The organism is Anaerotignum sp. (assembly GCF_040307045.1).
In the GTDB taxonomy this organism is placed as follows: Bacteria; Bacillota; Clostridia; order Lachnospirales; family Anaerotignaceae; genus Chakrabartyella.
Genome location: NZ_JAWRKF010000002.1, coordinates 366,301 through 391,303 on the forward strand (window position 1 = coordinate 366,301; position 25,003 = coordinate 391,303).

Below are 25,003 nucleotides of genomic sequence, written 5' to 3' on the forward strand. Positions count from 1 at the left end.
ATAATATAGATTACATATAGAATCAAAGGAAATTTTTTAGCCAAACCAAAAGTCCGTTTTTTGCTTTCAAAATTCCACAAATTTGAATTCTTCCTAAAAAAGGCTTAACCATAAAGTATATTGGACGTTAAAAATCTTCATTTGTTTCATGATAGCAAAAAAAAATATCAATCTATTGTTAGTATAAACAGAATTTTTGCTTTCCTACAGAAACCAAAAAGGCAAACTTTTTACAAGTTCGCCTTTTTCCAATTATCCCTCTTGATACTGACTATCATCCAAACTAAGGGCTTCCCAAAGTTCAATATCTGGATTTTTCTGCATAAAATTGTTCATTGTATATTGATTTGCAAAAAGCAAAATGGGTCGTTCAAATCGGTCAAACACCAAAGTACTCCTCGCTACCAAGTGGTCTCTAATATCAGTCACTGTTTCTGGGTTTACCCAGCGAGCAACGCTATAATCCAAAGATTCCATACGAATATCTGAGTTGTACTCATTATTTAAGCGGTATTCAAAAACCTCAAACTGTAGTTGCCCAACGGCACCCAGGATAATATCATTATATTCATTATGATAAACCTGAATTGCACCCTCTTGAGCCAACTGTTGCACACCCTTCTGGAACTGTTTAGCCTTTAGGGAATTTACGGGATGCACACGCATAAATAACTCAGGAGGGAATGTTGGCAATGGCTCAAAGAACAACTTTTCCTTTCTATCTGTTAAGGTATCACCGATTTGATAGTTTCCGCTGTCGTAAATACCAATGATATCACCAACAACTGCTGTTTCTACTGTTTCACGCTCATTTGCCATTAACTGGGTGGACTGCGTTAGCTTTAATTGCTTGCCCGTTCTAGATAGAGTGACTGTCATACCTCTGGTGAAAGTGCCAGAACAGATACGCAAGAATGCCAGTCTATCTCTGTGGGCAGGATTCATATTTGCTTGTATTTTGAAAATAAACCCACTGAAGAATTCATCTGTTGGCTTCACTTCGCCTTCTGTGGTTTTTCTAATGCCAGGAGCCGGTGCCCACTCCAAGAAATGTTTTAAAAATGGTGTGATACCAAAATCCGCCAATGCAGAGCCAAAAAAAACAGGAGAAAGCTTACCTTCTTTGATTGCCTGTAAGTCAAATATATTTCCAGCACCATCTAGAAGTTCCATTTCTTCCCTCAAGATATCTAGGTTAGCCTGGGTAATTACCCCTTCTAACGCATCGCCAAAAACCCCTTTGGGACCTAATTCCACTACTCCGTTCTTTTGACGGTATAAAAAAACCTTATTTTCCAGTCTATCATAAATACCTTCAAAGGTAAGGCCATTGCCAATTGGCCATGTAACAGCTGTAGAAGGCAAGCCCAAAGCATCTTCCAAATCAGCCATACATTCCAATGGGTCTTTTGACTGACGATCTAACTTGTTGATAAAGGTGAAAATAGGAATTTTACGCATACTACAAACCTTAAACAGCTTTACCGTTTGTGTCTCCACACCTTTTGCTGCATCAATAACCATAACTGCACTATCTACAGAAGTCAAAATACGATAGGTGTCCTCACCAAAGTCATTATGACCGGGTGTATCCATAATGGAAACAACTTTGCCTTGATATTCAAACTGCATGACCGAAGATGTAACAGAAATACCACGCTGTTTTTCAATCTCCATCCAGTCGCTTTTTGCAGATTTTCCATTTCTTCTTGCTTTTACCGTACCAGCCTCACGAATGGCACCACCGTGGAGCAAAAGTTTTTCAGTTAATGTTGTTTTACCGGCATCAGGGTGAGAAATAATGCCGAAAATTCGTCTTCTTTGGATTTCTTCCAAAATACTCATTTCAGTAAGTTCCTTTCTTTCTATTGTTGACTTTAATTGTTCAATAAAAATACACATTGTTTTTATTTTACCCGAACTTGGAGAAAAAGGAAACAGAAAAATGTGCAAAAAACAAAAAATATGTACAAACTATATGTATGCGAGAAAAATACATTGACGAGAAAATGTCTTTGAGCTAGAATATAAGTAACGCAAAAAGTAAATAAAATCCATCTATAATTTTGGAGGTAATGATTATGATTAATGTTACAAGCACAGATAAGGCACCTGCAGCAATTGGCCCTTACTCTCAGGCAATGTCCGCAAACGGCTTCCTTTTCACAAGTGGCCAAATCGCTATTGATCCTGCTGTTGGGGATGTTGTTGCAACAACAATTGAAGAACAAACAGAACAGGTTATGAAAAACCTCAGTGCTGTTTTGGAAGCAAACGGTTTAACATTCGCTGATACAATCAAAACAACTTGCTTCTTATCCGATATGGGTAACTTTGCTGCCTTCAATGAAATTTATGGCAAATATTTTACAAACAAGCCTGCGCGTTCTTGTGTAGCTGTAAAAACACTTCCTAAAAATGTTTTATGCGAAGTGGAAGTAATTGCATTATTGAAGTAATTTTTATTTGAAATATACAAATTTTTTTCACTTACAGAGCCTTCTTGTATTATAATGAAGGCTTTTCTTATATAAAAGTCAGATAGTCTCATCAGACTGTCTGACTTTTATAGATTCATGAATGATTCATTTTATACTACATTTTCATTCCATCGGCTTTATGCTAAGGTATGTATTGTAAGCACCCGTTCCTCTTTCATTGGAACTGATTTTCTGGCTAGATCGCCTACATTGATTCTGCCAATTTTATTGCCTCCCGTCAAAGTCAGCAATTATCATGTTACCAAACTACCTGCATATGCCTACATAAAGTCTACATCTTTAGTCCCCAATCATGGTTTCTTTTTATTGTTCCATTTTAAATATCTTTTAAAAGTATTTTTTTGCAAGCCCTATCTATTCGTAAGATGCGAGCCAAAAACAGCCCTATAAGATAAAATCCATTTAAAAATCTGCCTTATTCTACTTACAACACCACTTAAATTGGGGAATATTAAGAAATTTGTTATTTGGATAAAGCTTTTTAACTCCCACAAATTTTACAACGGACCGAAAATGATTCTATCACTCCATCCCTTTTAACCCATCTGAAGAAAACGGGCTATCTTATTCAGAAATTCAACAAACAAATATAATATAAACATTTTCCTATCCTAGATTCAACATAAAAAAAGGTTCGCGAATTCCTCCTTCAAAAATCAAAATAAAAAGCCCAAAGCCTTTCCATTTTCCTTACTAATAAAAAAATATAAAATATAAAAGCTTTTTTCTGATGTATTATTGTATTTATGATTGAAAAACGATTAAAGTTTGGAAAAAGAAGTTATTTTTTGAATTCTTTATTATATTTTTAAAATTCTATTATTTTAAAAGTCAATTTTGTTTTTAAAATATGCCTCAAATGTTCAGGAATATATGCACAACGAATTTTGTATTTATATAAAAACATACAGCACTATTGCAAAAATTACCTATTGGTCAAAAAAAATCAAATTTATGTATTGACAAAAATACATTTTAGTTTTAAACTTCCAATAACAAATTTAAACGAAAGGGAGAACAAATCATGTATAACTTTAGCCAAACAGCAAACTACATTATTATTAGCATTATTAGCCTCGTCCTTGTCATTCTCGGTGGGGTTATTTGTGCTTGTAAAAAGTGGTTGGCTGATGATGTAGTCCATTTGGTTGGAGTCGAATGATTGTGATTCCCTAATCGAAGGCTGTACAGTGTATCCACTGTACAGCCTTTTTGTTTACCTAAAAATCAGTTAAGGAGGAATACGAATGGAACAAAGTGGTTGCCAAATTTTGATAGAAACCCTAATTGAACAAGGTGTCACAACTATCTTCGGTTATCCAGGAGGGCAAGTTCTTAACATTTACGATGAACTTTATAATAACAAACATCGTATCAACCATGTACTTACCGCCCATGAACAAGGTGCAACCCACGCAGCAGACGGTTACAGCCGAGCCAGTGGCAAGGTTGGCGTATGTATCGCCACCTCGGGTCCAGGAGCAACAAATCTGATTACAGGTCTTGCCACAGCCAATGCTGATTCCATTCCAATGGTTGCAATTACTGGGAATGTACCTATGGAACTAATTGGTTCTGATAGCTTCCAAGAGGTGGATACCTTCGGACTCTCCATCCCTGTAACAAAGCATAGTTTTCGCGTTAACAGCGTGGAAACCCTTGCCGAAACAGTTCGTGAGGCTTTTCATCTGGCAAAAAGCGGTCGGCCCGGCCCCGTCCTAGTAGATATCCCCAAAAATATACAATTAGATAAAACTACATACGCTCCAAAAGGTATTGTGGAGAAGAAAACCGATCCAAAGCCTGATACAACCCTACTTGACCAGGCCTTGGAGTTGATAAATGAAAGCAAACGCCCTATTGTTTACTGCGGCGGTGGTGTAATAAACGCAAATTGCTCTACAATCATAACCAAACTCGTAGAAAAAACAGATGCTTATATGGTTTGCAGCATGATGGGCTTAACTGCAATGGATAATGACCATCCGAAATACTTAGGGATGAGTGGCATGCATGGAAGATTTGCCGCAATAAAAGCCATGAGTGAATGTGATCTGGTGATTGCTGCTGGTGTGCGATTTACAGATAGAGCAACTGGAAACAGACAAAAATTTGCTTCCAATGCAAAAATTATCCACTTGGATATTGACTCAGCTGAGCATGGAAAAAATATTAATGCAACGTTGCAAATTCCTGGTGATTTGAGTTTTGCACTAAATTACATAACTTCCAAACTGGAACCGAAGAAACATAAGGAGTGGGAAGAAACAGTGCATTCCTACAAAAACAAAACAAAAGATGTTCCCCCTTCTAAGTGCTACTTATTACCCTGGGAGGTGATCGGAGCGGTAAATGATAGAGCTAACCCCGACACAAATATCGCAACAGATGTTGGACAGCATCAAATGTGGGTAGCTCAATATTATAACTTTAAAAGGCCAAGAACCCATCAAACCAGTGGGGGCTTAGGCACAATGGGTTACGGGATGGGTGCTGCCATTGGTGCTACAATGGCAACCGGTAACAGAACCGTTCTTTTCACCGGAGATGGCAGTTTTGGTATGAACCTGAATGAATTGGCAACGGCAGTCTCCCAAAACCTACCGATGATAATCGTTATCTTAAATAATGGCATGCTGGGAATGATTCGACAGTGGCAAAATCTTTTTTTTGATAACCGCTTTATGGCTACAGATCTACAGAGAAAAACAGATTTCGTAAAACTTGCAGATGCTTTTGGAGCAAAAGGCTTTCGAGCTACAAACATAGAAGAATTAAACGAAACCTTAGATAAAGCCTTCGCCCTAAATAGCCCGGTAGTAATCGACTGTCTGATTCCCGATGCGGAAAGCGTTTTTCCAATGGTACCGCCAAATGGTTCTGTGGATAATATAATCTTGAAATGAGGTGATTTCATGTGTAAAGATCATAATCATCAATTTGCAGTTTCCATCCTAGTCACAAATCAATCAGGAACTCTAACAAGAATTTCCTCTCTGTTTAGTCAACGCAATTATAATATTGACAGCTTTACCTGTGGGGAAACAAATAACCCTCAAGTTTCCAGGATGACAATAACCGCAACAGGGGATGCCGCTAAAAAAGAGCAGCTCCTCAAGCAAATTTCAAAGCTCTATGATGTAAAAAAAGTAGAGCTAATGACCCCCGAAAACACAATTTTACGGGAGCTTTTAATCGCAAAAGTCAATGCAACAGGGGAAAGCCTGCAAACAGTGCTGGATGCAGCTAATGTTTTCCGCTCCAAAGTGGTAGATATGTCTCCCGGATCTGTCTGCATTGAAATGACTGGAGAAAGTAGTAAGCTAAACGCTTTTCTTACTTATGTAGCACCGTTTGGCATTCTTGAATATTGCCGAACAGGGCTCATTGCCGTAGAACGCGGCAATAAATGTTTATATGATGTAGAGTAAAACAAAAAACTATATTAATTACAAAGGAGAATTTAAAATGGCTAAAATGTATTATGAACAGGACGCAAAAAAAGAAATGTTAACAGGTAAGAAAGTTGCAGTAGTTGGTTATGGCTCCCAGGGTCATGCTCATGCACTTAATCTGAAAGATAGTGGCGCTGATGTTGTGGTTGCTCTCTATGAAGGTTCTAAGAGTAAAGAACGTGCTGAAGCTGATGGTTTGACAGTAATGACAACAGCTGAAGCAGTTAAATGTGCAGACATTATCATGATCTTAGTAAATGACGAAACACAGGCTAAAATGTACCAAGCCGATATCAAACCTTACTTGAAATCTGGTTCCACCTTAGCTTTTGCACATGGTTTTAATATCCACTACGGGCAGATTGTACCTCCTAGTGATGTTGACGTCATCATGATCGCTCCTAAAGGCCCCGGCCACGTTGTTAGAAGCACATACCAGGAAGGCTTTGGTGTTCCCGCTCTGATCGCTGTATACCAGGACGCTAGCGGTAATGCAAAGGACGTTGCTTTAGCATATGCCGATGGCTTGGGTGCAACTAGAGCTGGTGTATTGGAAACAACATTTAGAGAAGAAACAGAAACAGATCTTTTTGGTGAACAGGCAGTTTTGTGTGGCGGTGTTGCTGCACTGATGAAAGCTGGTTTTGATACATTGGTAGAGGCTGGATACCAGCCTGAAAACGCTTACTTTGAATGTATCCATGAAATGAAACTGATCATTGACTTGGTAGTAAAAGAAGGCCTTTCCTTCATGCGATATTCTTGTAGCGATACAGCTGAATATGGTGATTACATAACAGGACCAAAAATCATCACAGATCAGACAAGAGAAGCTATGCGTGGTATCTTAAAAGATATCCAAGATGGTTCCTTTGCTAGAGAATGGATCTTGGAAAATCAGGCAAACCGCCCTAACTTTAATGCCATGAGAAGAATGCAAAAAGCTCACCTGAGCGAATCTGTTGGTGCAGAATTGAGAAGTCACATGACAAGACATTAATCTCTACCTATTATATGTGGTTAAATTTTTTAAGTTTAATATGGGTGGGCCTCTCAATAGAATTTTTCTATTGGGGGTTAAAAAGCAGGTATCTGATGATGCCTGCTTTTCTATATAATACATTAACTAATCCATATTGATATGCCTCACACCATTTCGGCTGTTTTTGTTTCTACATATACTTACCAAAAACCACTTTAATATTATTTTGTTTTTGTCAAATAATAATTGTGAGGTGATTAAAGATGTCTATTTTAAATGATAAAGAAATACCTATCGGACTTGGTATGGCTCTCTCCCAAAATTTGGATGCAATGAAAGTTTTTGCTTCTATGGATGAAAAAGCTCGTCATAGAATAATTGAACGCTCTCATCATGCCCAGTCAAAAAGCGAAATGCAAAGTATCGTTACTGATTTAATAAGATAACCTGCCTAGCAGGTTATCTTATTAAAGAAAAGAATACCAGATGTTGGAGGTATTGAAGCCTAATGATCTATAAGCTTAAGAAACAAAAAAGGGGTTTTTCCAACTTTTTTTGCATATAATGTAGCAAATAATACAACTTTATGTATACTCTAAAAAACCAAAAAAAGTGTTGACATTTGGTTTTTCATGTTGTATTATATAGAAGTCTTCGACGAGGCGTGGCTCAGCTTGGTAGAGCGCTACATTAGGGATGTAGAGGTCGCAAGTTCAAATCTTGTCGCCTCGATGACTTATAAAAGGTGTTGGAAATGTTGGTTTAACAGCGTTTTCAGCACTTTTTTCTTTATGTTTTGAAGGTGAAATATTTTTATACATTAGCATGATTTTGTACTGTTTTGCTTGGTTTTGCAAGTCAAAATGCAAGTCATAATTTTTATATTAAAATATAAAAAACAACCCCTTTCGGGTCTGAATACGGTCTGCGTACAATTAGCTAAGAGCCAGGCGAAAGCCTGACTCTTTTATTATAATAAAAAAGTTCCCTCGGTGGGAGGGGAAAGCCTACTACCTTACTATTTCATCATGGTTTTAATTCTTTCTGTGGGCTTTCAATTTGCGGTTACTCTACTACTTATCATGTACCTCAGGAAAGCTTATGTAGATGTATCAAATGATTGTCTTTCTTTCCCCCAAAACATCACCTCTCTTAATAAACTTTAAACTTTTTTCTGCAATGCAATTATTTTTCAAAATTTTGCTTGACAGATCTCTTTTGTTGGTGTATACTAATATTAATTTCGTATGTATGATTATTCGTTCTTAAGTTCTGGTCGATAATTATTATCTGACTAATGCTTAAGAACTTTTTTATTTATATGCCCGAGATAATATTTTTTAGGAGGTACTGATTATGAATAACGGTACAGTAAAATGGTTTAATGCAGATAAGGGTTTTGGTTTTATCACACCCGCTAACGGCGGAGAAGATGTATTTGTACATTTCTCTTCTATCCAGACAAATGGTTTCAAATCTTTAAACGAAGGCCAGGCAGTAACTTTCGATACAGAAGCAGATCCCAAAGATAAACGCAAAACACGCGCTATCAATGTTTGTGCGAACTAAACCTTTTTCATTTGCCACCCCTTGGGGTGGCTTTTTTATTTCCTTTGAAATCTATTTATTTCACGCATTTTAACTTCTCACACATATCTGCAACTTGAATGAATGTGCTGCCTTTATAGCTCGATCTTTTATATATCCAACACATTCAAAACCCATTCCGCTTTCACAAATTACGCTCCACAGAACCTCTAAATTCTCAGTGGTACCACGGCTTTCTTCAACTGCCTCCTTAATTTCCTCTTTGATAATGGCATATCCCTTGTGTTGAGTAGATAACATCGGGAATTTCTGATTTTCATATAATAATTCCTCCACACCTCTTCTGCCTAAGGAAACACTAATTTTAACTAGTGTGGTTTCTTATTTTTTTGTGAGATTTTTAACAGTTAATTAACCCACTCTATACCATGAAACAGTTCCCTTATTGGATATACCCCAATATAGCAGGCAAAAAATGATGTTAAAACTATTTATGATTGACTCCTGTACCATACAGGGGTCAGTCCTTTTCATTTACATTTCATTCTGTGATTATTATAATCTTATATTTTCAACTCAACTTTTTGAGATAAAGCAACTCTGACTTAAGGGAGTAAAAAATTTTTCATGATCGAATTATCTAGGATCCCCTTTACTCTGAATAATGCCTAAGTCTTTCACCTTTTTAACATTATTATGTTGTTACAGCAACCTTAATAAGAATGGCAAGTGGCATACATGCTATCAGGGGGCGTTGCAAAACTTTATCAAGCAAAATTATTACTCATTGAAAAAAGGTGGGCGTCTGATGATATAACTATTAATGTACTCCCCAATTCCTTGTTCTCATTTTTTCCATAGTAAACTGTTTCTTTTCATTATGTTCCATTCTTTTACAATCAAAGAAAAATTAATCTGCATACTGTCAAAATGATAACTATTTGTACATGTTGCTTCAACTTAGTGTCAATCTAAAAGATACCGTATATTATATATTAAGACTAGTCCAGAAAGGATCATAAAAATGACAAAGAAAGAGGAACTCCTATTAACCTCCTTACAAGGAAAAACAGGCGAAGAAAAAAAAGAATTTTTAGCAAACAAATATAATTTAAACTGGAACATTAACGAAGGCCCTTGTAAAATTTGGTTTGCAAAGGTTTTCACTTATTGTACTGCTGATGAGTTAGAGGATGAACTCAACTTTTTCTTGTTCTTAGTTAACAGATATGGATACCTTTGGAATATTTGTTTTCATCAGGAAGCTACAATTTTCCTTGGTTGCACATTCCCTTGTGGAACCAAACAAACCATTCTTTATTATTCAATAACATTTGGCGAATAAAGATATACAGGAAAGTACTACAATTAGGTCATTTGAAGACAATGATAACTTAATCCCGCTACTCTGGTTCATCAAAGGACAACCCTCTTGATATTTTCACATAATGGCTAATGCTAAACTAAATGCTTGTTAAACACTTAAAAATCCTCCTGAGAGTGATTGCTGCTAACATCGCTCTTTCCAGGAGGATTTTAGTTATACCGCAAACCATAGTTCTATAAAATTCCGTAAACCTAACTCCAAAACTAAGTTGTGTTTGCATACTTTTCGAGATAAAATACTTTTTTACCAGGGATACGAATCAATACTTAAGCTTGATTTTTCCTACAATTTAGTTATATATCTCTACATAGAATTATTTAGTCCACTGCTCTCGTGCTGTTCCCTCTGTTCTCTCATGCTTTTATTAATCTTTCCATTACTATAAATTTTTACAGTATCTAAGCCTGATTACCTCTTTGTTCCAATCTTTTCTGAGAGCTAATTAAAAAATATTTTTGATAATAAAATTTTCTATCCTATTTTATTTTCTATTCCCAGCCTATCAACCTTAAGGTACTGCCTCGAACCTAGAAAACGTAGCATGTTTTCTAGTCCTGATTGGCAATTGGGCTCTATTCTGCTATAATGAAATACATTAAGGAGGTACAGATGTGGATAAGCCAAAAATATTTTACCAAGCAAAAACACTATGGTTTGTTATGAATTTTAATTCTTAGTATTCTTCATAGTCAAATATTCAATAATATAAATCGCCACATCTTAACATTATGAAAAAATATCTATTAGACATATCCTTTGCAGTCCTTTTATTTTTTTACTTATTAAAAGTAGATCTATATAACCTAACCCCCGCCAACTACTTTGCATTACTTCTGGTAGTTGTATGGCTAGCTCTTCTTGGTTATAAATTTACAAGATAAAAATGAACCCATAGCTTAACTGGGTTCATTTTATGACTTCATTATTTTTTTCCAAAATCTTTGTGTATCTTACTAACAACACCAGCCAACACAAATAGGGCTAAAACGTTTGGAATAACCATCAAACCATTAAAGAAATCCGCTAACTCCCAAACCAATTCAACCTTTAACATGGCGCCTATCACAATACAAACTACAACAACCATGGAGTATAACTTCACTGCTTTCGTCCCGAAAAGATACTTCACATTAATTGCACCAAAGAAATGCCAGCTCAAAATTGTGGAAAAGGCAAAGAACAACAAACAAATTGCAATAAATATATCCCCAAAAGAACCAAATCCTGTTGTAAATGCATGCTGAGTCAGGACAATCCCTGTTTTTCCAGTTGACATTGCATTTGTAGTAATAATGGAAAACGCCGTTAAATTTAGGATTATAAATGTATCTATAAAAACACTGACCATTGCTGTCAGTCCCTGTTCGTGGGGATTTTTAGCTGTGGCACGTGCATGGGCATGGGGTGTAGAACCCATACCAGCTTCATTGGAAAACAAACCTCTGGCCACACCATAACGAATAGCCTGCTGCACAGAAATACCTAATGCACCACCTGCAATTGACTGTGGCTTAAATGCACCCACAAAAATCATCTTGATTGCTTCTGGAATAAACTGAAAGTGCATACCGATCAAAATAATACTTCCCAAAATATAAACTCCAGCCATAACAGGCACAATTTTTTCTACAACGGAAGCCAACCTTGCCGTTCCACCAATAAAGATAAAAAATGCGAACAATGCCAAAGGTAAACCAATCCACAAGGGGTTTAATTGCATATCCCTTGCGCGAAAAACTTCTATAAATGCCGCTGCAATGGAATTGGATTGCACCATATTTCCCATAAACCCTAACGCTAGGATAATAAACACAGCAAAAGCTCCTGCCAACACCTTACCGAAATTTCCCTTGAATGCTTGCTTAATATAATAAACGGGCCCACCTGTCACGTTTCCATCTTCAACAACTTTATATTTCTGTGCCAAAGCTGCCTCAGCATAGATGGTAGACATGCCAAAAAATGCACTTACCCACATCCAAAAAATCGCACCTGGTCCTCCCGAAATCAGTGCCGTTGCTGCGCCAGTCAAGTTACCTGTGCCTACCTGTGCGGCAATGGCAGTGGCTAAGGATTGAAATGGAGTCATTTCACCATTTTTCCCTCTTTCCCCTTTGAAACTCATATTTCCAAAAACCAACTTAAAACCTTCTCCAAATTTTCTAATTTGGATAAAACGTAAGCGGATGGTGTAATAAATACCTGTTCCGCAAAGGAGAACAATTAACAAAAGCCCCCACATCAATGAATTAACACTTTGAACCATTTCTAACATAGTATTCTTCCTCTCTTTTTAACTTTTTCTTTCCGACACTGTTGGGAAAGATTGCAAAGACATTTGGAATTTAGGGCAAACCCAACGACACCATTGTCGATAGGGGCTTCGGATTTCAAAAGGAAAATTTTGCTTGTCTTGCTCCGTAATCACCCAAACAACCCACACTTTACTAAAAAATCTATATTCCTTTTTTTGTCTTTATGTCTTCCAACCACACGAAAAAAGAGCTGATTCTCATCAGCCCTCTAAAGAGTAGAACGTATGCACAGTATGAATTAAATAAATCCACTATGTATCTTTGCATACCCTGTCCTTTTGCCTGAGAGATAGACAAATGCATTCGCACTTGCGTTACACCTTCGGCGCTTCTAAAGAAGACTCTCCAGAGTACATCCCCTTTGGGAATGTAGTCATACTCTAACATAAAGTATGTCAACTTGCAATAATAAATTTCAGTCTTATATGAAAAATAATACTTTTTTGTTAATTATATTTGATTTTAACTGATTTTTCTTTGACTTTTCGTTAGTTATATTAAAACTACAGCTATTTACTCCTTTTATCACATTAATTATTTTTATTATGGTTTGAATTTTCAGCACAAATTCATATATTTTTTTGGATTTTACTCAAACTTATGTTGACTAAATACACTTTTTTAGACTTACACTTTGCTTCCTCTAACCCTTGCTTATAGATGGTTGGTACCAAAGCTTTTAGAACATAAAGTATGTATCAACCCTCCAGCTTCTTAACGATTTTTTCCCCTAGCCCTAATCAATTGTTAGAGCCATCTTATTACAGGTGACCATCAACACTTAAAACCCCTGGGTTTTGTGTGTTGGATGTTTCCTTTTTCGCTTACACATATATGAGCACTTAATATGCATCTGCCCACTGGATATTATCTTTTGCCCCCTTAATAAGACTTGCATTTGTAGGATATAACAGTTGGCACTAGCAGAAACCCCTGAGGGCGTACATAAAAATTTTACTTATGCATTATCCCTTCCGCTTACGTTAAAGAGATTTTTATATATGTTAAACTCCTAATTGTTACTACTTGTAAAAAAACGAAAGCTTTAGAACGTAACGAAAAACCATCCCTACCAACTACATAGCCGAGTTTGATCAAGCCAGTGAACAAAAATAGCGGTCAACCTTCCCTCTTAAGGGCTTGTTGACCGCTTTATGTTCGGTTTTATTTTACGATATAAGGCTGAACCTCACTTGGTAGATCTTCGCCTTTACAACTAATAATCATTGTAAAATCTGTTTCTGTTTCTTTAGAGATTGAATCCAGGTCGTTAATAAAGCTGACAAACTCTTTTTTATCCACCTTTTCTGCGATGTTATTTAATCCATCAATGTAAACCTTTTCAATATCACTATTTTGAGAGAGAATACCACAGACAAAACCTCTAAAGACCTGAGGGCTTTCCATAATAAATCTTGGAGTATCTACAAATCGCACACTATAATGAAGATCGTACATGTGACTACTGTCATCGTCTACAAACACAACGCAACCGTTTGCTTCCTTGCTTGCCTCGTTTGCCATAGTGATAAGTCGTTTTGTTTTACCTACACCTTTTTCGCCTGCAAGAATCTGAACCATTGCAATCTCCCCCTTTATACTGGTGAAATACCTCTGGATTTGAAATTATATAGTTTTAGTAACAAATAGTAGTTACTACTTGTTGTAATAGTAGTATTCTCCAAAACTGAGAAAAATCCTCTTATTTTTTAATCTTTTTCTACTAAAAAAGAATAATTGTTAGGTTTTCACAATGAACCCCTTTATTTTATAGGATATTTTCCATTTTATTGTTGCTATTGCCTATACTCTACTTTTGAAAAACCATTGCTGCCGCTCCATATATCCCTGCATCATTGCGCAGCTCTGCCAACGCAAACTTCTTATCTCTGCAGTGGGGAAAAACATTTGTAGCATATTCCTTTTGTATCATTTCAAGTAAAAATTGGCCAGCTTGGGAAACTCCACCACCAATGACAACCATTTCAGGGTCAACAATGTAACATGCATTGGCAACTGCCATTCCTAAAAGGCGAGAAACATACATGGTGATTTTCAATGCTAATTCATCACCGTTTTTTGCCTCATCCCACAAGTCTTTTGCCGTTACCTTTTCTAGTTTCCTTAAAGAAGATGGCTTGTCCGTCTCATCCAAAAAACTTTTAGCAACTCGCACCATGCCCGTTGCCGATGCATATTGCTCTAAACATCCCTTTTTTCCACAGCTACAGGAAAGGGTTTCAAAGGGATTGATGGTCATGTGGCCAATTTCTCCAGCTGTTCCTGTCTTCCCTGCTAGAATCTGACCATTTAATATAACCCCACCGCCAACCCCTGTTCCCAGGGTAAGCATTAGTAAGCTATTCACTTCTTTGCCAGCGCCAAAAATAAACTCACCAAACGCAGCCACCCTGGCATCGTTCCCAATAAAAACAGGCCTAATCCCAATCATTCTTTCTGCCTCTTCGCCAAGAAATACATCTCCCCAGCCAATGTTCACCGTACCTCTAAGCAAGCCATTGTCTGTTACAGGCCCAGGAGCCGTCAGGCCAATACCTGCGATTTCGTCTTTGTGCATGCTTTTTTCAAGCAAACACAACTCTATTGCCTCGGAAATATCCTGTAATAAGAGGGTGGGTTCTGATCCCTTTCTCGTAGGTATTTCCCATTTTTTTACAAGTCCTTCTCGACGGGAAAAAAATCCCATTTTTATTGAAGTTCCACCAATATCAACACCAAAGCAATAATCCATCTCTAGCCTCCTCGTAGCCATAAACCACCTTGTGAATTAAACTTTTGTATTTTTCAAAAACATCCTCAGAAATCTCTGTGGGTGTAGTCATCAATCTTAACGGTAGTACCCCTTGATCTTTTCTCATGGGTGGTTGTAAATATGGATAATCATTATAATAAAATCCATGTCTTTTATAAAAACCAATTCTTCTTTGGGCAAGTTCATCCTCTGGCATCTCAACCTCCAGCACAATGGGCCTTCCCGCCCATTTTACAATTTCATCCAACTTCCTTCCACCAAAACCTCCATTTCGAAATTCCGGCTTAATGGCAAAATGCTCGAAATAAAAGAACTCGTCAAAGTCCCACATGGCAAACACACCTTGTAATATCCCAGTGTCATCCTTAATTCCATAAAGGCGATATTGCTTCTTATCTAAAAGGCCTTTCTGCCGTTCCTTCTCACGCAATTCCTCCACGGGAAATGCTTCTTTTAAAATAGGATATACCATTTCAAAGGTATCCTTTGTAATTCTTTCAAACATGACTTCAATCCTCCTTGTTCCAAAGAATACTATAAAATTTTAAAAAAAGCAATCCCAACCAGCCGACTGGCATGGTATACCAAAAAAGCTGTGACCCAAGCTGTAATAAACCATAGGCAAAGGGCAAATATAAGGTTTTTTCCCTTTTTTTCCTCACACCAAAACGCAGAGACCGCTGCAACACAAGGTATGCTTAAAAGGTGAAAAACCATAAAAGATATGGCTGACAGAGGGGTAAATACTCCCTCCACTCCACCCAACACACCCAGTGAGGATACCACAGCTTCTTTGGCCGCAAACCCAGAGAGGATTGCCGCAGAAGCTTTCCATCCTTCCTCTCCTCCACCAAAACCAAGGGGTTCAAAAACAGGGCTCATCCCTCTGCCAATACAGGCCAATATACTTTCTGAAGAAAATTGGGTGTATTGAAAATCCAAAGAAACATGGGATGCAAGCCAAATCAAAATGCTCGCACATAATATTACGGTTGCTACCTTTGCAAGATATTCTTCCCCTCTTCTTCCCAGTGTACGCATCAAATTTTTCCACCTTGGTAAATGATAGGGTGGCATCTCCATTATAAAAGGTGCTTCTTCCCCAGGATGAATTATTTTCTCCAAAATCATTGCCCAAAAAACAGCAATTAATATCCCCCCACCGTATAGAAAAAAAATGATAATCCCACCTTTTTCAGGAAATAAAAAACTGACTAAAAGCACGTACAGTGGAAGCTTTGCCCCACATGAAAAGAAGGGAATAATAAGCCTTGTAATTCGTCTGCTTTTCTCCCGTTCTAGGGTTCTGACGCTCATCATAGCCGGAACAGAACATCCAAATCCCGTTAGTAATGGCAAAAAGGCTCTCCCTGATATTCCCAGCTTACGCATTGGTTTATCTAATAAAAATGCTGCCCTGGCCATGTATCCGCTATCTTCTAAAAAAGTAAGCCAAAAAAACAAACATAAAATTTGGGGCAAAAAGGAAAACGCCTTGCCTATTCCGCCAAATATCCCCTCTGATAGAAATGCCCTCCCCCAATAGGGCATATTCGAAAAAAAACGCATTACGATGTCCTGCAGCATCTCCATACCATATTCTGCTCCCTGCTTAAAAAAAACGCCAGGTGAAGGTATGCCTGTCCCCAAAAATGAGCTAGAAAACGTCATATGAAATACAAACGCCATACAAGCAAAAAATAAAGGAATCCCCCATAAGGGATGCAGAAAAACTCTATCTAGCTTTTCTGTTGGATTTGTCTTTGCCACCTTTTTGGTAATAACCTTATTACAGCAAGAAACTGAAAATTCGTATCTGATTGCAGCTAGTTCCCCTTCCCAATCAAACTTCTCATTATTTTCCAGCCACCGCATCCCAGAAAAAAGTCCTTGTTGTTCATTTAACTTTCTTGCAATCAAAGGTTCCAATTTTGACCAAAGCTTGTCCTCTTGCACAACAGTATGCCCCTTGCGTCCTTTGATCATTGCCATATGTAAATTCTTTGCCAGTTCCCCTTTTCCCTCTCCTGAAATGGCTGAGATCACAACAACAGGCACCCCTAATATTTCCGAAAGCCTATCTGTATCTATCATAATCCCTTGCTTTTGTGCGATATTCATCATATTTAATGCTATTACCATAGGTATGTCCAATTCTAACAGCTGTGATGTTAAATAAAGACTACGCTCCAAAACCGTACTATCCACCACTTGTAATAGAATATCTGGTTTTTCTTCTAAAATATATTGTACCGCCGCTCTTTCTTCCGGGGTGTATGGAGAGAGGGAGTAAATACCAGGCAAATCGATACAGAGATATTCCCCCGTCTCCCATATTCCTTCCTTTCTTTCCACTGTAACCCCTGGCCAATTTCCAACTCTGGCATCACTACCCGTTAATGCATTAAATAATGCACTTTTTCCGCAATTGGGGTTGCCTATGAAACCCAATTTATTCACACAATTCCCCTCCTTTCTCAATCACGATGGATGTGGCTTCGCTGTAACCCAAGGCTAATGAAAACCCCCTTATTCGTATCTCAATGGCACCCCTCCTAGGTGCCCAACGAATGCAGTGTATTACGGTGTTTGGCGTAACACCCATTTCTAAAAGCCTACGGTATATTTCTTTTCTACACTTTAATTCAACCACTCTACCTTCTTCGCCTATTTTTAAGAAATCCAAACTTGTCTTCATAGTCTATCCCTTCTATATCTATGCTATTTTTTTCTATTCCATGAAACATTAAGCTATTTTTCCAGACAATACCAATCTGTTTTTCTAGCTATTCTTGGAAATCTATGTTATACTCAAGCAGTAAAGGAAGTGAACGTATGCAACGAAAATTAAGGGGTTTTCTCCTCTTTTTTATACTCTGCTTTTGTGCTATGGCGCCAGCATCAGCTGGAAATATTGGGGTAAAACTAAACGGTTATCCCGTGGCTCTGTCAGCCCCTGCCATAATTCAAAACGATCGAGTTTTGGTACCTATGCGTAGCATCATGGAATCTCTTGGATTTACCGTTATTTGGCACCAAGAGACTTATACAGTAGAAGCCAATAAAGGGGAAACACAACTTCTTCTTACCATAGACAATCCTATAGGAACCGTAAATAAACAACGTGTGACTTTAGATGCAGCTGCAACCCTATCCGAAAATACAACGATGGTACCACTGCGTTTTGTGGCAGAGTATAGCGGAGCAACCGTTGAATGGGATGAGAAAAATGCTTCTGTTCTCATAACCACTAAACAGGTAGCCCAAGGTAACTTGACAGACTCCGTGGTATACATCCAAACAAACAAAATGCAGGGAAGTGGTATCATAATTTCTGCCGATGGCCTAATTGCGACTAATTTTCATGTAATTGAAAATGCGTCCACTGCTCAATTTGTTTTTGCCGATGGTTCCATCTACCAAGGAACTACTACCATCGTAGGCCTAGAGCCTCAAAAGGATGTTGCCATTTTGCAAATTGATAAAAAAAATCTTATCCCAGCAACAACGGAAACCTCTGTGATTAAAGGAGAAGCTGTTACTGCAGTGGGTGCACCCAACGGTGCTAGAAACACCCAAACATCCGGTGTGATTAACGGGTTTAATCAAGATATCATTGAAAGCAGTGCCCTTATTGCACATGGAAGTAGCGGCGGCGCATTATATAATAGCAAAGGCAAGTTAATTGGAATGACAGCTGCCTATAGCGACAATCAATATTTCTCTATTCCTATCAACGAGGTTTTGAAAGTTCCCAGAACTCTTTCTATGCCCATGGGAAGCATGAAAAATTATACATATTCCCCCAGTGCACCAAAAAACCTACGCTACTGGCTGGATGAAGACTATGCATATTTAACTTGGTCGCCCGTTTATGACGCAGAGTACTATCACGTTTATATTGCTTACTCCGAGGGTGGAAAATTTACAAAACTTCAAAACAAGGCCTTAGGCGGTGATGTGTGGTATTGGGGCTTCCCTCAATGCTTTGGTATTTCCACCTCTAATAATCGCTCTATTTATGTTAAAGTTTCTGCTGTAAGAAACGGCATCGAAACGGCAAGTTCAAGCGTTGTGAAGATTTGAATTTTAACTATGAACGAATAAAGCCCCAGCCATTCTGTTTTTTCTTAGGGAAGTTTGAAAAACTGGTTACTGGGCATCCAAAGGGCAGATAGTGGATTTTCACTATCTGCCCTTTGTCTCTCTCATCCTTTTCTATAATGATAATATCTGATATGATGTAGTATTGATTTTATTAAGTTCTAAAAAATCACTATCCACACAAAAAATCCACCCGCTGGCATTATAATATTTTTGAATATTCCCAAATGCTCAGGAATGTACCTGCCCAACTGTTAGATTTGCACCTTTGTTATATGGGTTAACCCTCTATATTGGTTGAATGAAATACAATATTATTTATAAACCTAGTAAAAATATGAAATCACCCATTTAATTTATATATAGAATTGTCTATGTTAACTATTCTTTTACTAAGGTGATCTCATAAAAAGACCTTTCCAACCTTTTGGGAAGGCAACCTTAGTTTTCTCCCCTATTTCAATCCAAAAGTTCTACGCTTTATGGAACACTCTCCACGGTGTTAGCCCTGTGCGCAACCTGATTTTCCTTTGGTAACGATAAATCCCATCTTTGTTGATAAAATATAGAGTACTTGCCTCATACTATAACACTATAATAATATATTTGTCTCCAAACAAAAAAGGTCATAAGGATTTTACTCCTCATAACCTTAATTTAATGAATTTCAAATTTCATTAATCTAATTGGCAGTTCTTTACTCAAACATCATTGCCATTATCATCCTTTAAGAAAATAAGCTGTCTTTCTCAATTGGCTTGATCTTAACCTAAGCAATGTTTTTACGATTCGCATTCAGCCCCAAACTTAAACCAATCATACCCTCATTGGCTAAGTTCTTTTGTTATGTCTGCCTCTGTGGCATCCACATAACCTATTAAATCATAGGGAGCAAGTATAACCTGCTCACCCCTAACACCAGCACTTATTGCAATCTCATCGAATAAAATGGCAGTTTCGTCAATAAAAGTAGGATATTTCTTTTTCATACCCACAGGTGAACACCCACCTCTTATATACCCCGTTAGTGCTAATAATTCTTTCATATGAGTCATTTCTAACTTTTTATTCTTAGATACAGATGCAGCCTTTTTTAAATCCAGTTCCATATTCACAGGAATGCAAAAAACCAAAATACCTGTTTTATCCCCTCGGGTTACTAGAGTTTTAAAAACCTGCTCTGGGGGAAAACCAATTTTTCCTGCCGCATCCAGGCCCGACAGGTTATTTTCATCATACTCATATTCAGATGTGCGGTACGAAATTCCCGCTGTTTCCAAAAGTCGCATTACATTGGTCTTTACCATTCCTTTTTACACCTTCCCTATTTTCATTTTTCTACCATAATGGAACAAATACTGCTGTGCAAACCCTGCATCATTTCCAAATCGTTGTGCGGCCAACCGTTGCAGTTCTTTTGCAGAATGCTTTTCACCACCACAATAAATATGACTAAAAACACGGTTAATCCAAACATCCATAGGAAAAACTTCATATCTGCCAAACGAAAATAATAGAATACAATCTGCTACCTTTTGCCCCACACCACATATGGACATAAGAAGCTGCCGAAGTTCATCTGTGGATAACTTTTCCATTTCTTCCCCAGAGAACTTTCCAGCCAGCACCTTTTCCACAGCATCCACCATATATCTACTACGAAACCCACAACCAAGGCCACGATACATTTCCTCTGTAACACCCTCAAGTTGTTGGGGCGTTGGAAAACTATAAAATTCCCCGTCTATGGGTGTGCCATATTCTTCAGAAAGTTTTTGAATCAAACCACGAATTCTTGGAATATGATTGTTCTGTGATAATATAAAGGACATTAATGTCTCGAAAAATTCTTGTCGCAATAAACGAATTCCAGGGGCAAACAAAACTGCCTCAGCCATAACCGGATCATCCTTACATAATCTTCCCTTTATCTCCCCATAGTTTCTATCTCCATCAAAATATCCTTTCCAAAACGGGATATCTTCCCCACCATAAAAAACGATACTGTCACCTTCTTGCTCAAGAGTAATCACCCTCTCACCAGAGATGACAGTATAACAATTGTCGTTTTCTTTTCGATAGCGGAAACATTGTCCACATTCTAAGGTTTGTGATAGAGAAAAGTCAGGGCAGTGCCAAAGGACTTTTTCCATTTGCATTCACACCTTATTTCAAAAATTAGTCATCCAGTATCAAAAATCCATAATCAATACCGGTTTTTTCCTTAAATAAATTTCTTGCCTTATTGTCGGAAGTAACATATTCCGCTTTCCAAATTCCATTTCCACTATAACAAGCATAACGATTGCCATTGGTTAAAACCACATATGCACAAGTAGAAGTTGCACACTGATATGCAATTTCATTGGCACTTGTAATTGCCTGTGCACTAAAAAGTGCAGCCACAGCCCCTCCTTGCTCAGAAACAATACTCCCCCTCCAAGAAGCCAAGGTATAGGGAGGTAATAAGTCTACATTAAAGGTTGGCAGATAACGATTGATAGAGGTAATTGGATAATATTCTGTCTGCGCATTGGGTAAAACTACTTCCCAAAAATTATTTTCATTCTCTAATATATACTGCTTAATATTTGAAGTATCTGTGCGGTTAGAGAAAACCACAACAGCGTGTTTATTATCCATACGGATTTCTCTTACATAATAATCATCAAATCGTCCTTCAAAAAGACTGATATAATTCAGAATACGTTCATACTCCGCAGACGCAGAAGAAAGTCTTACAATTTTACCATTGTTTTGGTTATATTTTCCCAAAAGCCTATTAAAACTCTCCTCACTTATGGTGCCAGCCTTTCCACTTGGTGATGCAATCAAATACTTTCCTGATTGCTTTGTAGCAGCAAATACGCCAAAGTCCATGCTGTCCTTGGAGACAGATGCTCCATCTATTTCCGCTAAGTCGCTACCATTTATCAATAAAATTTTGTAGTCCGAAGCAGCAAGTCCCTTTTCTAGGTAACCATCTGCCACTAAGGTATCCGTAGTTATGTATTTTCCATCATAATAATTGTACAACTCGCCATTTTTACTCATCCAACCTCTTTTGGGACCATTCACTTTATAATCCGTTTGAGCCGCTGAGGCAATGGACATTAAATTATTGGTCAGTCTTGTTGTTTCGCTTTGCCAAAAAGGCTTGGTGCTCTCAGGCTGTGTTTTTTCAGGCTCGATTTTGCCCACAGGCACACTCTCATTGGGTGATGAAACATCTCCCTCCAAAGAAGGTTCCTCTGTTTCATCTTTCACCGGCGTGATCTCAGGGGGATCATTTTGACCCTCTTGCTCCACAGGTGGCAAGGAGTTGCCTACTTCCGCTTTCCCCAATGCACATGCGCAACATAGAAAAAGCAAAACGCCTATTAAAATATAGGCATATCTCCACTTTTTATTCTTCACAGTAATCATCCTTTTTGTCCGCTATGGCATCGTAAACCGAAAGCAGTTCCTTTTTGTGAATTTCCATAATATCGGCAAACTTATTTTCCATTTCATCATAAATATCAGAATACGGAAAGCGAACTACCCAAACAGGATTATAATGACCGTCTTCTTCTTCAACACTGTCAACTACTCCTGCCAAGGGTTCTGTGTCATAATAATCAAAAATTGCATCATATTCCCAATCTTCAATCTCTTTGTTGCAAGTCAAACGTAAAACAACTTCTTTGCCCTCGTCCTGTTCTTCTGCATATATGTTGTAAACCATTCCCACTTCTTCAGAAAGAGTATAGCTACCTAACTCTTTTTCTAAAAAACCCGTCTCTCTATCCTTTAACATTATTACAATAACGGTATCTTCCATATAGCTCTCCTTCAATATACACAGTTTGTCTATTATTACTAAATTATACTACACTTTCTTTTGCTATGCAAGAAAACCCAGGTCAAAACACCTTTCCAATCCTTGGCTAAAACCCTGTGATTTCGCTTTTTTTTACATATGACGTAAATTGTAAGAATTTGTTCCCATGTTTCATAAAAAGAAAATGCCACCTAATAAATAGGCAGCACCCAACAATTATTTATATTTATTTCATAAGAATATCCCAAACTTATAATGCACTTTGTCTGCTGGTTGACGGCATTTGCAAGGCCCTCTATTAATCCTTAACCGATCCGTTACATCTTGTAACATCAAAAGCTTTCATCAGAGTAGTATTTCTGAAAACAACCTCAGCTGTATCTGCTAATATCATCCATGGTAATTCCAGGGTGTAAAGCTATATTTATGCCATTTGCAATAATATTAGAAAGCCTATCAATAACTGCATCAACTTCTTTTGGTGTAACAAACATATTCTCTGTGTATGGATCCAAAATTTCAGTAATCATTGTGTATTTTTCTTCCTGTTCTAAGCCTTGCAACATTTCATAAAAAGCAGATCCTTCCTCTGTTTGATCTATCATCCCGGCCAAAATCCGATCCATGGTGTCATTGACTAATGTTGCGGCATCCACCACCGTAGGTACCCCTATAGCAATAACGGGAATACCCAATGTTTCTTGATTCAGTTCCATTCTTTTGTTGCCCACGCCGGCACCAGGAGCAACGCCCGTATCAGACATTTGAATGGTAGCATTGATTCGGCTAGAGCGTCGTGCTGCCAATGCATCAATGGCAATCAATAAAGATGGTTTCAATTTTTCCACCAGGCCCTTAATAATTTCCCCCGTTTCAATACCCGTCAAACCCATAACTCCAGGGCTAATTGCCGCCACAGGACGAACAGTTCCCTCTATCTCCTCTGGCAATGCTCCCTGCAGATGTCTTGTGACCAAAATACGAGAAACAACCTTCGGCCCCAATGCATCCGGCGTAATATTCCAGTTACCAAGGCCTGCCACAAGGATGCAATCATCCTCTTTCATTTGAGCCAACTTCCGCAGCTGGTCTACCAATAGCTTAATAATCTCTTCATGACATTCAACGGCGTTTTCCTTTAATTTTTGAGACTCAATGGTTATATACTCACCCTTGGGTTTTCCCATAGCTTCACTGCCAGCGTCATTTACAATGCTTACCCTTGTCAAAGTATAGCAGTCACTTTCTTCCGTCTCTACCACAACACCGTTGGGTTCAGTTTCAACCTCAATGTGCTTTTCATGAATCATCTCCCTAGCTTCGATGGCCAAGTCCGTTCTAATCTGAAAAGCCTTCTTCTCTTTCTTTTTATTCTCTTCCTTCATTCTCCTCGCCGCCTTCACGTTTTTGCCTTATTTTTTCCGCCGTTTTGAAATATATTCATTGACTTATTTTCATTCATCGGGTAGAATATATGGTGTTGAATTAACCAAGGGATGTGCGCCATTGAGCGCCCCAGCCGTGTCGTAGGAGATTAAGCTCCTAAAGGTGGTTAATATGTAGTTATAAAAAGCGATATTCCCCAATATCGGAAACCACAGAAAATGAATGATTAACTAGGAGGAAAACACAGTGGCAAATATTAAATCCGCTAAGAAAAGAATTAAAGTAATCAACAAAAAAACTTTGAGAAATAAAATGATCAAATCTCAGGTTAAAACAGCTATGAAAAAAGTAATCATAGCCGTAAACGCAGGTGATAAGGAAGTAGCTTCTGTTGCATTGAAGAACGCTGTATCTGCTATTGACAGAGCTTATATCAAAGGCATCTACCACAAAAATGCAGTTGCTAGAAAAAAATCTTCTTTAACAAAATTGGTTAACAGCCTGTAATTTTTTATGTCCTAAAAGGATACCCTGCTTACGACTGGGGTATCCTTTCTTTATTTACAAAATTAAGTTTGTCTTTGAATTTTAAGAATCATGAATGCTAACTTCTTTTCGAAATTTCTAAAGCAACCTATTCTTAGGACAAACTATCCCAATCATTTTGCAAATCACTCTTTTGCATTTTCATGAAAACTCAAGTTTTTCCCCTTTTGTTTCAGTTGAAAC

At 37.8% G+C, this 25,003-nt stretch carries 22 protein-coding genes, 1 tRNA gene and 1 riboswitch; of the genes, 10 read left to right on the forward strand and 13 right to left on the reverse strand.

Going from position 1 to position 25,003, the window contains the following annotated elements; translation table 11 throughout:
• Positions 1-252: 252 nt before the first annotated feature.
• Positions 253-1,845 (reverse strand): peptide chain release factor 3, encoded by a 1,593-nt coding sequence (locus ABVZ64_RS01640; RefSeq protein WP_352399318.1) that lies wholly within the window; start codon positions 1,843-1,845, stop codon positions 253-255.
• A 236-nt stretch (positions 1,846-2,081) separates the two neighbouring features.
• Between ABVZ64_RS01640 and ABVZ64_RS01645 the strand changes: the two genes are divergently transcribed.
• From ABVZ64_RS01645 to ABVZ64_RS01675, 7 genes are all read left to right on the forward strand, one after another.
• Positions 2,082-2,459 carry a RidA family protein gene (locus ABVZ64_RS01645; protein WP_352399319.1) on the forward strand — a complete coding sequence of 126 codons (378 nt, stop codon included), beginning with the start codon at positions 2,082-2,084 and terminating at the stop codon, positions 2,457-2,459.
• Between the two features lie 1,289 nt (positions 2,460-3,748).
• Positions 3,749-5,407 carry a biosynthetic-type acetolactate synthase large subunit gene (ilvB, locus tag ABVZ64_RS01650; RefSeq protein WP_352399320.1) on the forward strand — a complete coding sequence of 553 codons (1,659 nt, stop codon included), beginning with the start codon at positions 3,749-3,751 and terminating at the stop codon, positions 5,405-5,407.
• A 9-nt stretch (positions 5,408-5,416) separates the two neighbouring features.
• Positions 5,417-5,932, forward strand: a complete 516-nt coding sequence (gene ilvN, locus ABVZ64_RS01655; RefSeq protein ID WP_352399321.1) for an acetolactate synthase small subunit — start codon at positions 5,417-5,419, stop codon at positions 5,930-5,932.
• 13 nt (positions 5,933-5,945) lie between these two features.
• Positions 5,946-6,956, forward strand: coding sequence for a ketol-acid reductoisomerase (gene ilvC, locus ABVZ64_RS01660; protein WP_352399362.1), 1,011 nt, complete (start codon positions 5,946-5,948; stop codon positions 6,954-6,956).
• Between the two features lie 245 nt (positions 6,957-7,201).
• Positions 7,202-7,384, forward strand: a complete 183-nt coding sequence (locus ABVZ64_RS01665; protein ID WP_352399322.1) for a hypothetical protein — start codon at positions 7,202-7,204, stop codon at positions 7,382-7,384.
• A gap of 212 nt (positions 7,385-7,596) precedes the next feature.
• Positions 7,597-7,670, forward strand: a tRNA-Pro gene (locus ABVZ64_RS01670).
• A 624-nt stretch (positions 7,671-8,294) separates the two neighbouring features.
• On the forward strand, positions 8,295-8,507 hold the full coding sequence (locus ABVZ64_RS01675) for a cold-shock protein (protein ID WP_313524846.1): 213 nt from the start codon (positions 8,295-8,297) through the stop codon (positions 8,505-8,507).
• 69 nt (positions 8,508-8,576) lie between these two features.
• Here the strand turns inward: ABVZ64_RS01675 and ABVZ64_RS01680 are convergent, their stop codons facing one another.
• Complete coding sequence (locus ABVZ64_RS01680) at positions 8,577-8,822, reverse strand: hypothetical protein (RefSeq protein WP_352399323.1); 246 nt, start codon at positions 8,820-8,822, stop codon at positions 8,577-8,579.
• Positions 8,823-9,510: 688 nt separating this feature from the next.
• Here ABVZ64_RS01680 and ABVZ64_RS01685 point away from each other — a divergent pair.
• The gene (locus tag ABVZ64_RS01685) at positions 9,511-9,831 is read left to right on the forward strand and encodes a hypothetical protein (RefSeq protein ID WP_352399324.1); all 321 of its coding nucleotides are present in this window, start codon (positions 9,511-9,513) and stop codon (positions 9,829-9,831) included.
• Positions 9,832-10,795: 964 nt separating this feature from the next.
• Here ABVZ64_RS01685 and ABVZ64_RS01690 read toward each other — a convergent pair.
• The 6 genes from ABVZ64_RS01690 to ABVZ64_RS01715 form a co-directional block, all read right to left on the reverse strand.
• Positions 10,796-12,148: an alanine/glycine:cation symporter family protein gene (locus tag ABVZ64_RS01690; protein WP_352399325.1), complete on the reverse strand. Its 1,353-nt coding sequence runs from the start codon at positions 12,146-12,148 to the stop codon at positions 10,796-10,798.
• Positions 12,149-12,448: 300 nt separating this feature from the next.
• A riboswitch (glycine riboswitch) is annotated at positions 12,449-12,547 on the reverse strand.
• Between the two features lie 805 nt (positions 12,548-13,352).
• Positions 13,353-13,769, reverse strand: a complete 417-nt coding sequence (locus ABVZ64_RS01695; RefSeq protein ID WP_352399326.1) for a twitching motility protein PilT — start codon at positions 13,767-13,769, stop codon at positions 13,353-13,355.
• A 229-nt stretch (positions 13,770-13,998) separates the two neighbouring features.
• A complete protein-coding gene (locus tag ABVZ64_RS01700) occupies positions 13,999-14,940 on the reverse strand; it encodes an ROK family glucokinase (RefSeq protein WP_352399327.1) in 942 nt (313 codons plus the stop codon).
• On the reverse strand, positions 14,918-15,466 hold the full coding sequence (locus ABVZ64_RS01705) for a GNAT family N-acetyltransferase (RefSeq protein WP_352399328.1): 549 nt from the start codon (positions 15,464-15,466) through the stop codon (positions 14,918-14,920). The genes ABVZ64_RS01700 and ABVZ64_RS01705 overlap by 23 nt, the downstream gene beginning before the upstream one ends.
• 29 nt (positions 15,467-15,495) lie before the next feature.
• Positions 15,496-17,421 (reverse strand): ferrous iron transport protein B, encoded by a 1,926-nt coding sequence (gene feoB, locus ABVZ64_RS01710; protein WP_352399329.1) that lies wholly within the window; start codon positions 17,419-17,421, stop codon positions 15,496-15,498.
• Positions 17,414-17,659, reverse strand: a complete 246-nt coding sequence (locus ABVZ64_RS01715; protein ID WP_352399330.1) for a FeoA family protein — start codon at positions 17,657-17,659, stop codon at positions 17,414-17,416. Before ABVZ64_RS01715 ends, feoB begins: the two co-directional genes overlap by 8 nt.
• 137 nt (positions 17,660-17,796) lie before the next feature.
• Here ABVZ64_RS01715 and ABVZ64_RS01720 point away from each other — a divergent pair, with 137 nt between their 5' ends.
• Entirely contained in the window at positions 17,797-19,047 is a 1,251-nt protein-coding gene (locus ABVZ64_RS01720) for a stalk domain-containing protein (protein ID WP_352399331.1), read from the forward strand.
• An 842-nt stretch (positions 19,048-19,889) separates the two neighbouring features.
• On the opposite strand, the gene ybaK is transcribed toward ABVZ64_RS01720, so the two are convergent.
• From ybaK to gpr, 5 genes are all read right to left on the reverse strand, one after another.
• On the reverse strand, positions 19,890-20,372 hold the full coding sequence (gene ybaK, locus ABVZ64_RS01725) for a Cys-tRNA(Pro) deacylase (protein ID WP_352399332.1): 483 nt from the start codon (positions 20,370-20,372) through the stop codon (positions 19,890-19,892).
• Between the two features lie 6 nt (positions 20,373-20,378).
• A complete protein-coding gene (locus tag ABVZ64_RS01730) occupies positions 20,379-21,218 on the reverse strand; it encodes a DNA-3-methyladenine glycosylase family protein (RefSeq protein ID WP_352399333.1) in 840 nt (279 codons plus the stop codon).
• Positions 21,219-21,243: 25 nt separating this feature from the next.
• On the reverse strand, positions 21,244-22,482 hold the full coding sequence (locus tag ABVZ64_RS01735) for a hypothetical protein (protein WP_352399334.1): 1,239 nt from the start codon (positions 22,480-22,482) through the stop codon (positions 21,244-21,246).
• Positions 22,472-22,888, reverse strand: a complete 417-nt coding sequence (locus ABVZ64_RS01740; protein ID WP_352399335.1) for a DUF6762 family protein — start codon at positions 22,886-22,888, stop codon at positions 22,472-22,474. The genes ABVZ64_RS01735 and ABVZ64_RS01740 overlap by 11 nt, the downstream gene beginning before the upstream one ends.
• A gap of 371 nt (positions 22,889-23,259) precedes the next feature.
• Positions 23,260-24,273, reverse strand: a complete 1,014-nt coding sequence (gene gpr, locus ABVZ64_RS01745; protein ID WP_352399336.1) for a GPR endopeptidase — start codon at positions 24,271-24,273, stop codon at positions 23,260-23,262.
• 247 nt (positions 24,274-24,520) lie between these two features.
• Between gpr and rpsT the strand changes: the two genes are divergently transcribed.
• Positions 24,521-24,781 (forward strand): 30S ribosomal protein S20, encoded by a 261-nt coding sequence (gene rpsT / locus ABVZ64_RS01750; RefSeq protein WP_352399337.1) that lies wholly within the window; start codon positions 24,521-24,523, stop codon positions 24,779-24,781.
• Positions 24,782-25,003 lie beyond the last annotated feature (222 nt).

Excerpts from the sequence above, each read along its gene's own strand:
- gpr (WP_352399336.1), bottom strand. The coding sequence starts at position 24,273 with ATGAAGGAAGAGAATAAAAAGAAAGAGAAGAAGGCTTTTCAGATTAGA.
- ABVZ64_RS01695 (WP_352399326.1), bottom strand. The coding sequence starts at position 13,769 with ATGGTTCAGATTCTTGCAGGCGAAAAAGGTGTAGGTAAAACAAAACGA.
- ABVZ64_RS01730 (WP_352399333.1), bottom strand. The coding sequence starts at position 21,218 with ATGGAAAAAGTCCTTTGGCACTGCCCTGACTTTTCTCTATCACAAACC.
- ABVZ64_RS01700 (WP_352399327.1), bottom strand. The coding sequence starts at position 14,940 with ATGGATTATTGCTTTGGTGTTGATATTGGTGGAACTTCAATAAAAATG.
- ABVZ64_RS01685 (WP_352399324.1), top strand. The coding sequence starts at position 9,511 with ATGACAAAGAAAGAGGAACTCCTATTAACCTCCTTACAAGGAAAAACA.
- ABVZ64_RS01645 (WP_352399319.1), top strand. The coding sequence starts at position 2,082 with ATGATTAATGTTACAAGCACAGATAAGGCACCTGCAGCAATTGGCCCT.
- ABVZ64_RS01740 (WP_352399335.1), bottom strand. The coding sequence starts at position 22,888 with ATGGAAGATACCGTTATTGTAATAATGTTAAAGGATAGAGAGACGGGT.
- ilvN (WP_352399321.1), top strand. The coding sequence starts at position 5,417 with ATGTGTAAAGATCATAATCATCAATTTGCAGTTTCCATCCTAGTCACA.
- ABVZ64_RS01640 (WP_352399318.1), bottom strand. The coding sequence starts at position 1,845 with ATGAGTATTTTGGAAGAAATCCAAAGAAGACGAATTTTCGGCATTATT.
- ABVZ64_RS01690 (WP_352399325.1), bottom strand. The coding sequence starts at position 12,148 with ATGTTAGAAATGGTTCAAAGTGTTAATTCATTGATGTGGGGGCTTTTG.
- ABVZ64_RS01715 (WP_352399330.1), bottom strand. The coding sequence starts at position 17,659 with ATGAAGACAAGTTTGGATTTCTTAAAAATAGGCGAAGAAGGTAGAGTG.
- ilvB (WP_352399320.1), top strand. The coding sequence starts at position 3,749 with ATGGAACAAAGTGGTTGCCAAATTTTGATAGAAACCCTAATTGAACAA.
- ABVZ64_RS01665 (WP_352399322.1), top strand. The coding sequence starts at position 7,202 with ATGTCTATTTTAAATGATAAAGAAATACCTATCGGACTTGGTATGGCT.
- ABVZ64_RS01720 (WP_352399331.1), top strand. The coding sequence starts at position 17,797 with ATGCAACGAAAATTAAGGGGTTTTCTCCTCTTTTTTATACTCTGCTTT.
- ybaK (WP_352399332.1), bottom strand. The coding sequence starts at position 20,372 with ATGGTAAAGACCAATGTAATGCGACTTTTGGAAACAGCGGGAATTTCG.
- ABVZ64_RS01675 (WP_313524846.1), top strand. The coding sequence starts at position 8,295 with ATGAATAACGGTACAGTAAAATGGTTTAATGCAGATAAGGGTTTTGGT.
- ABVZ64_RS01705 (WP_352399328.1), bottom strand. The coding sequence starts at position 15,466 with ATGTTTGAAAGAATTACAAAGGATACCTTTGAAATGGTATATCCTATT.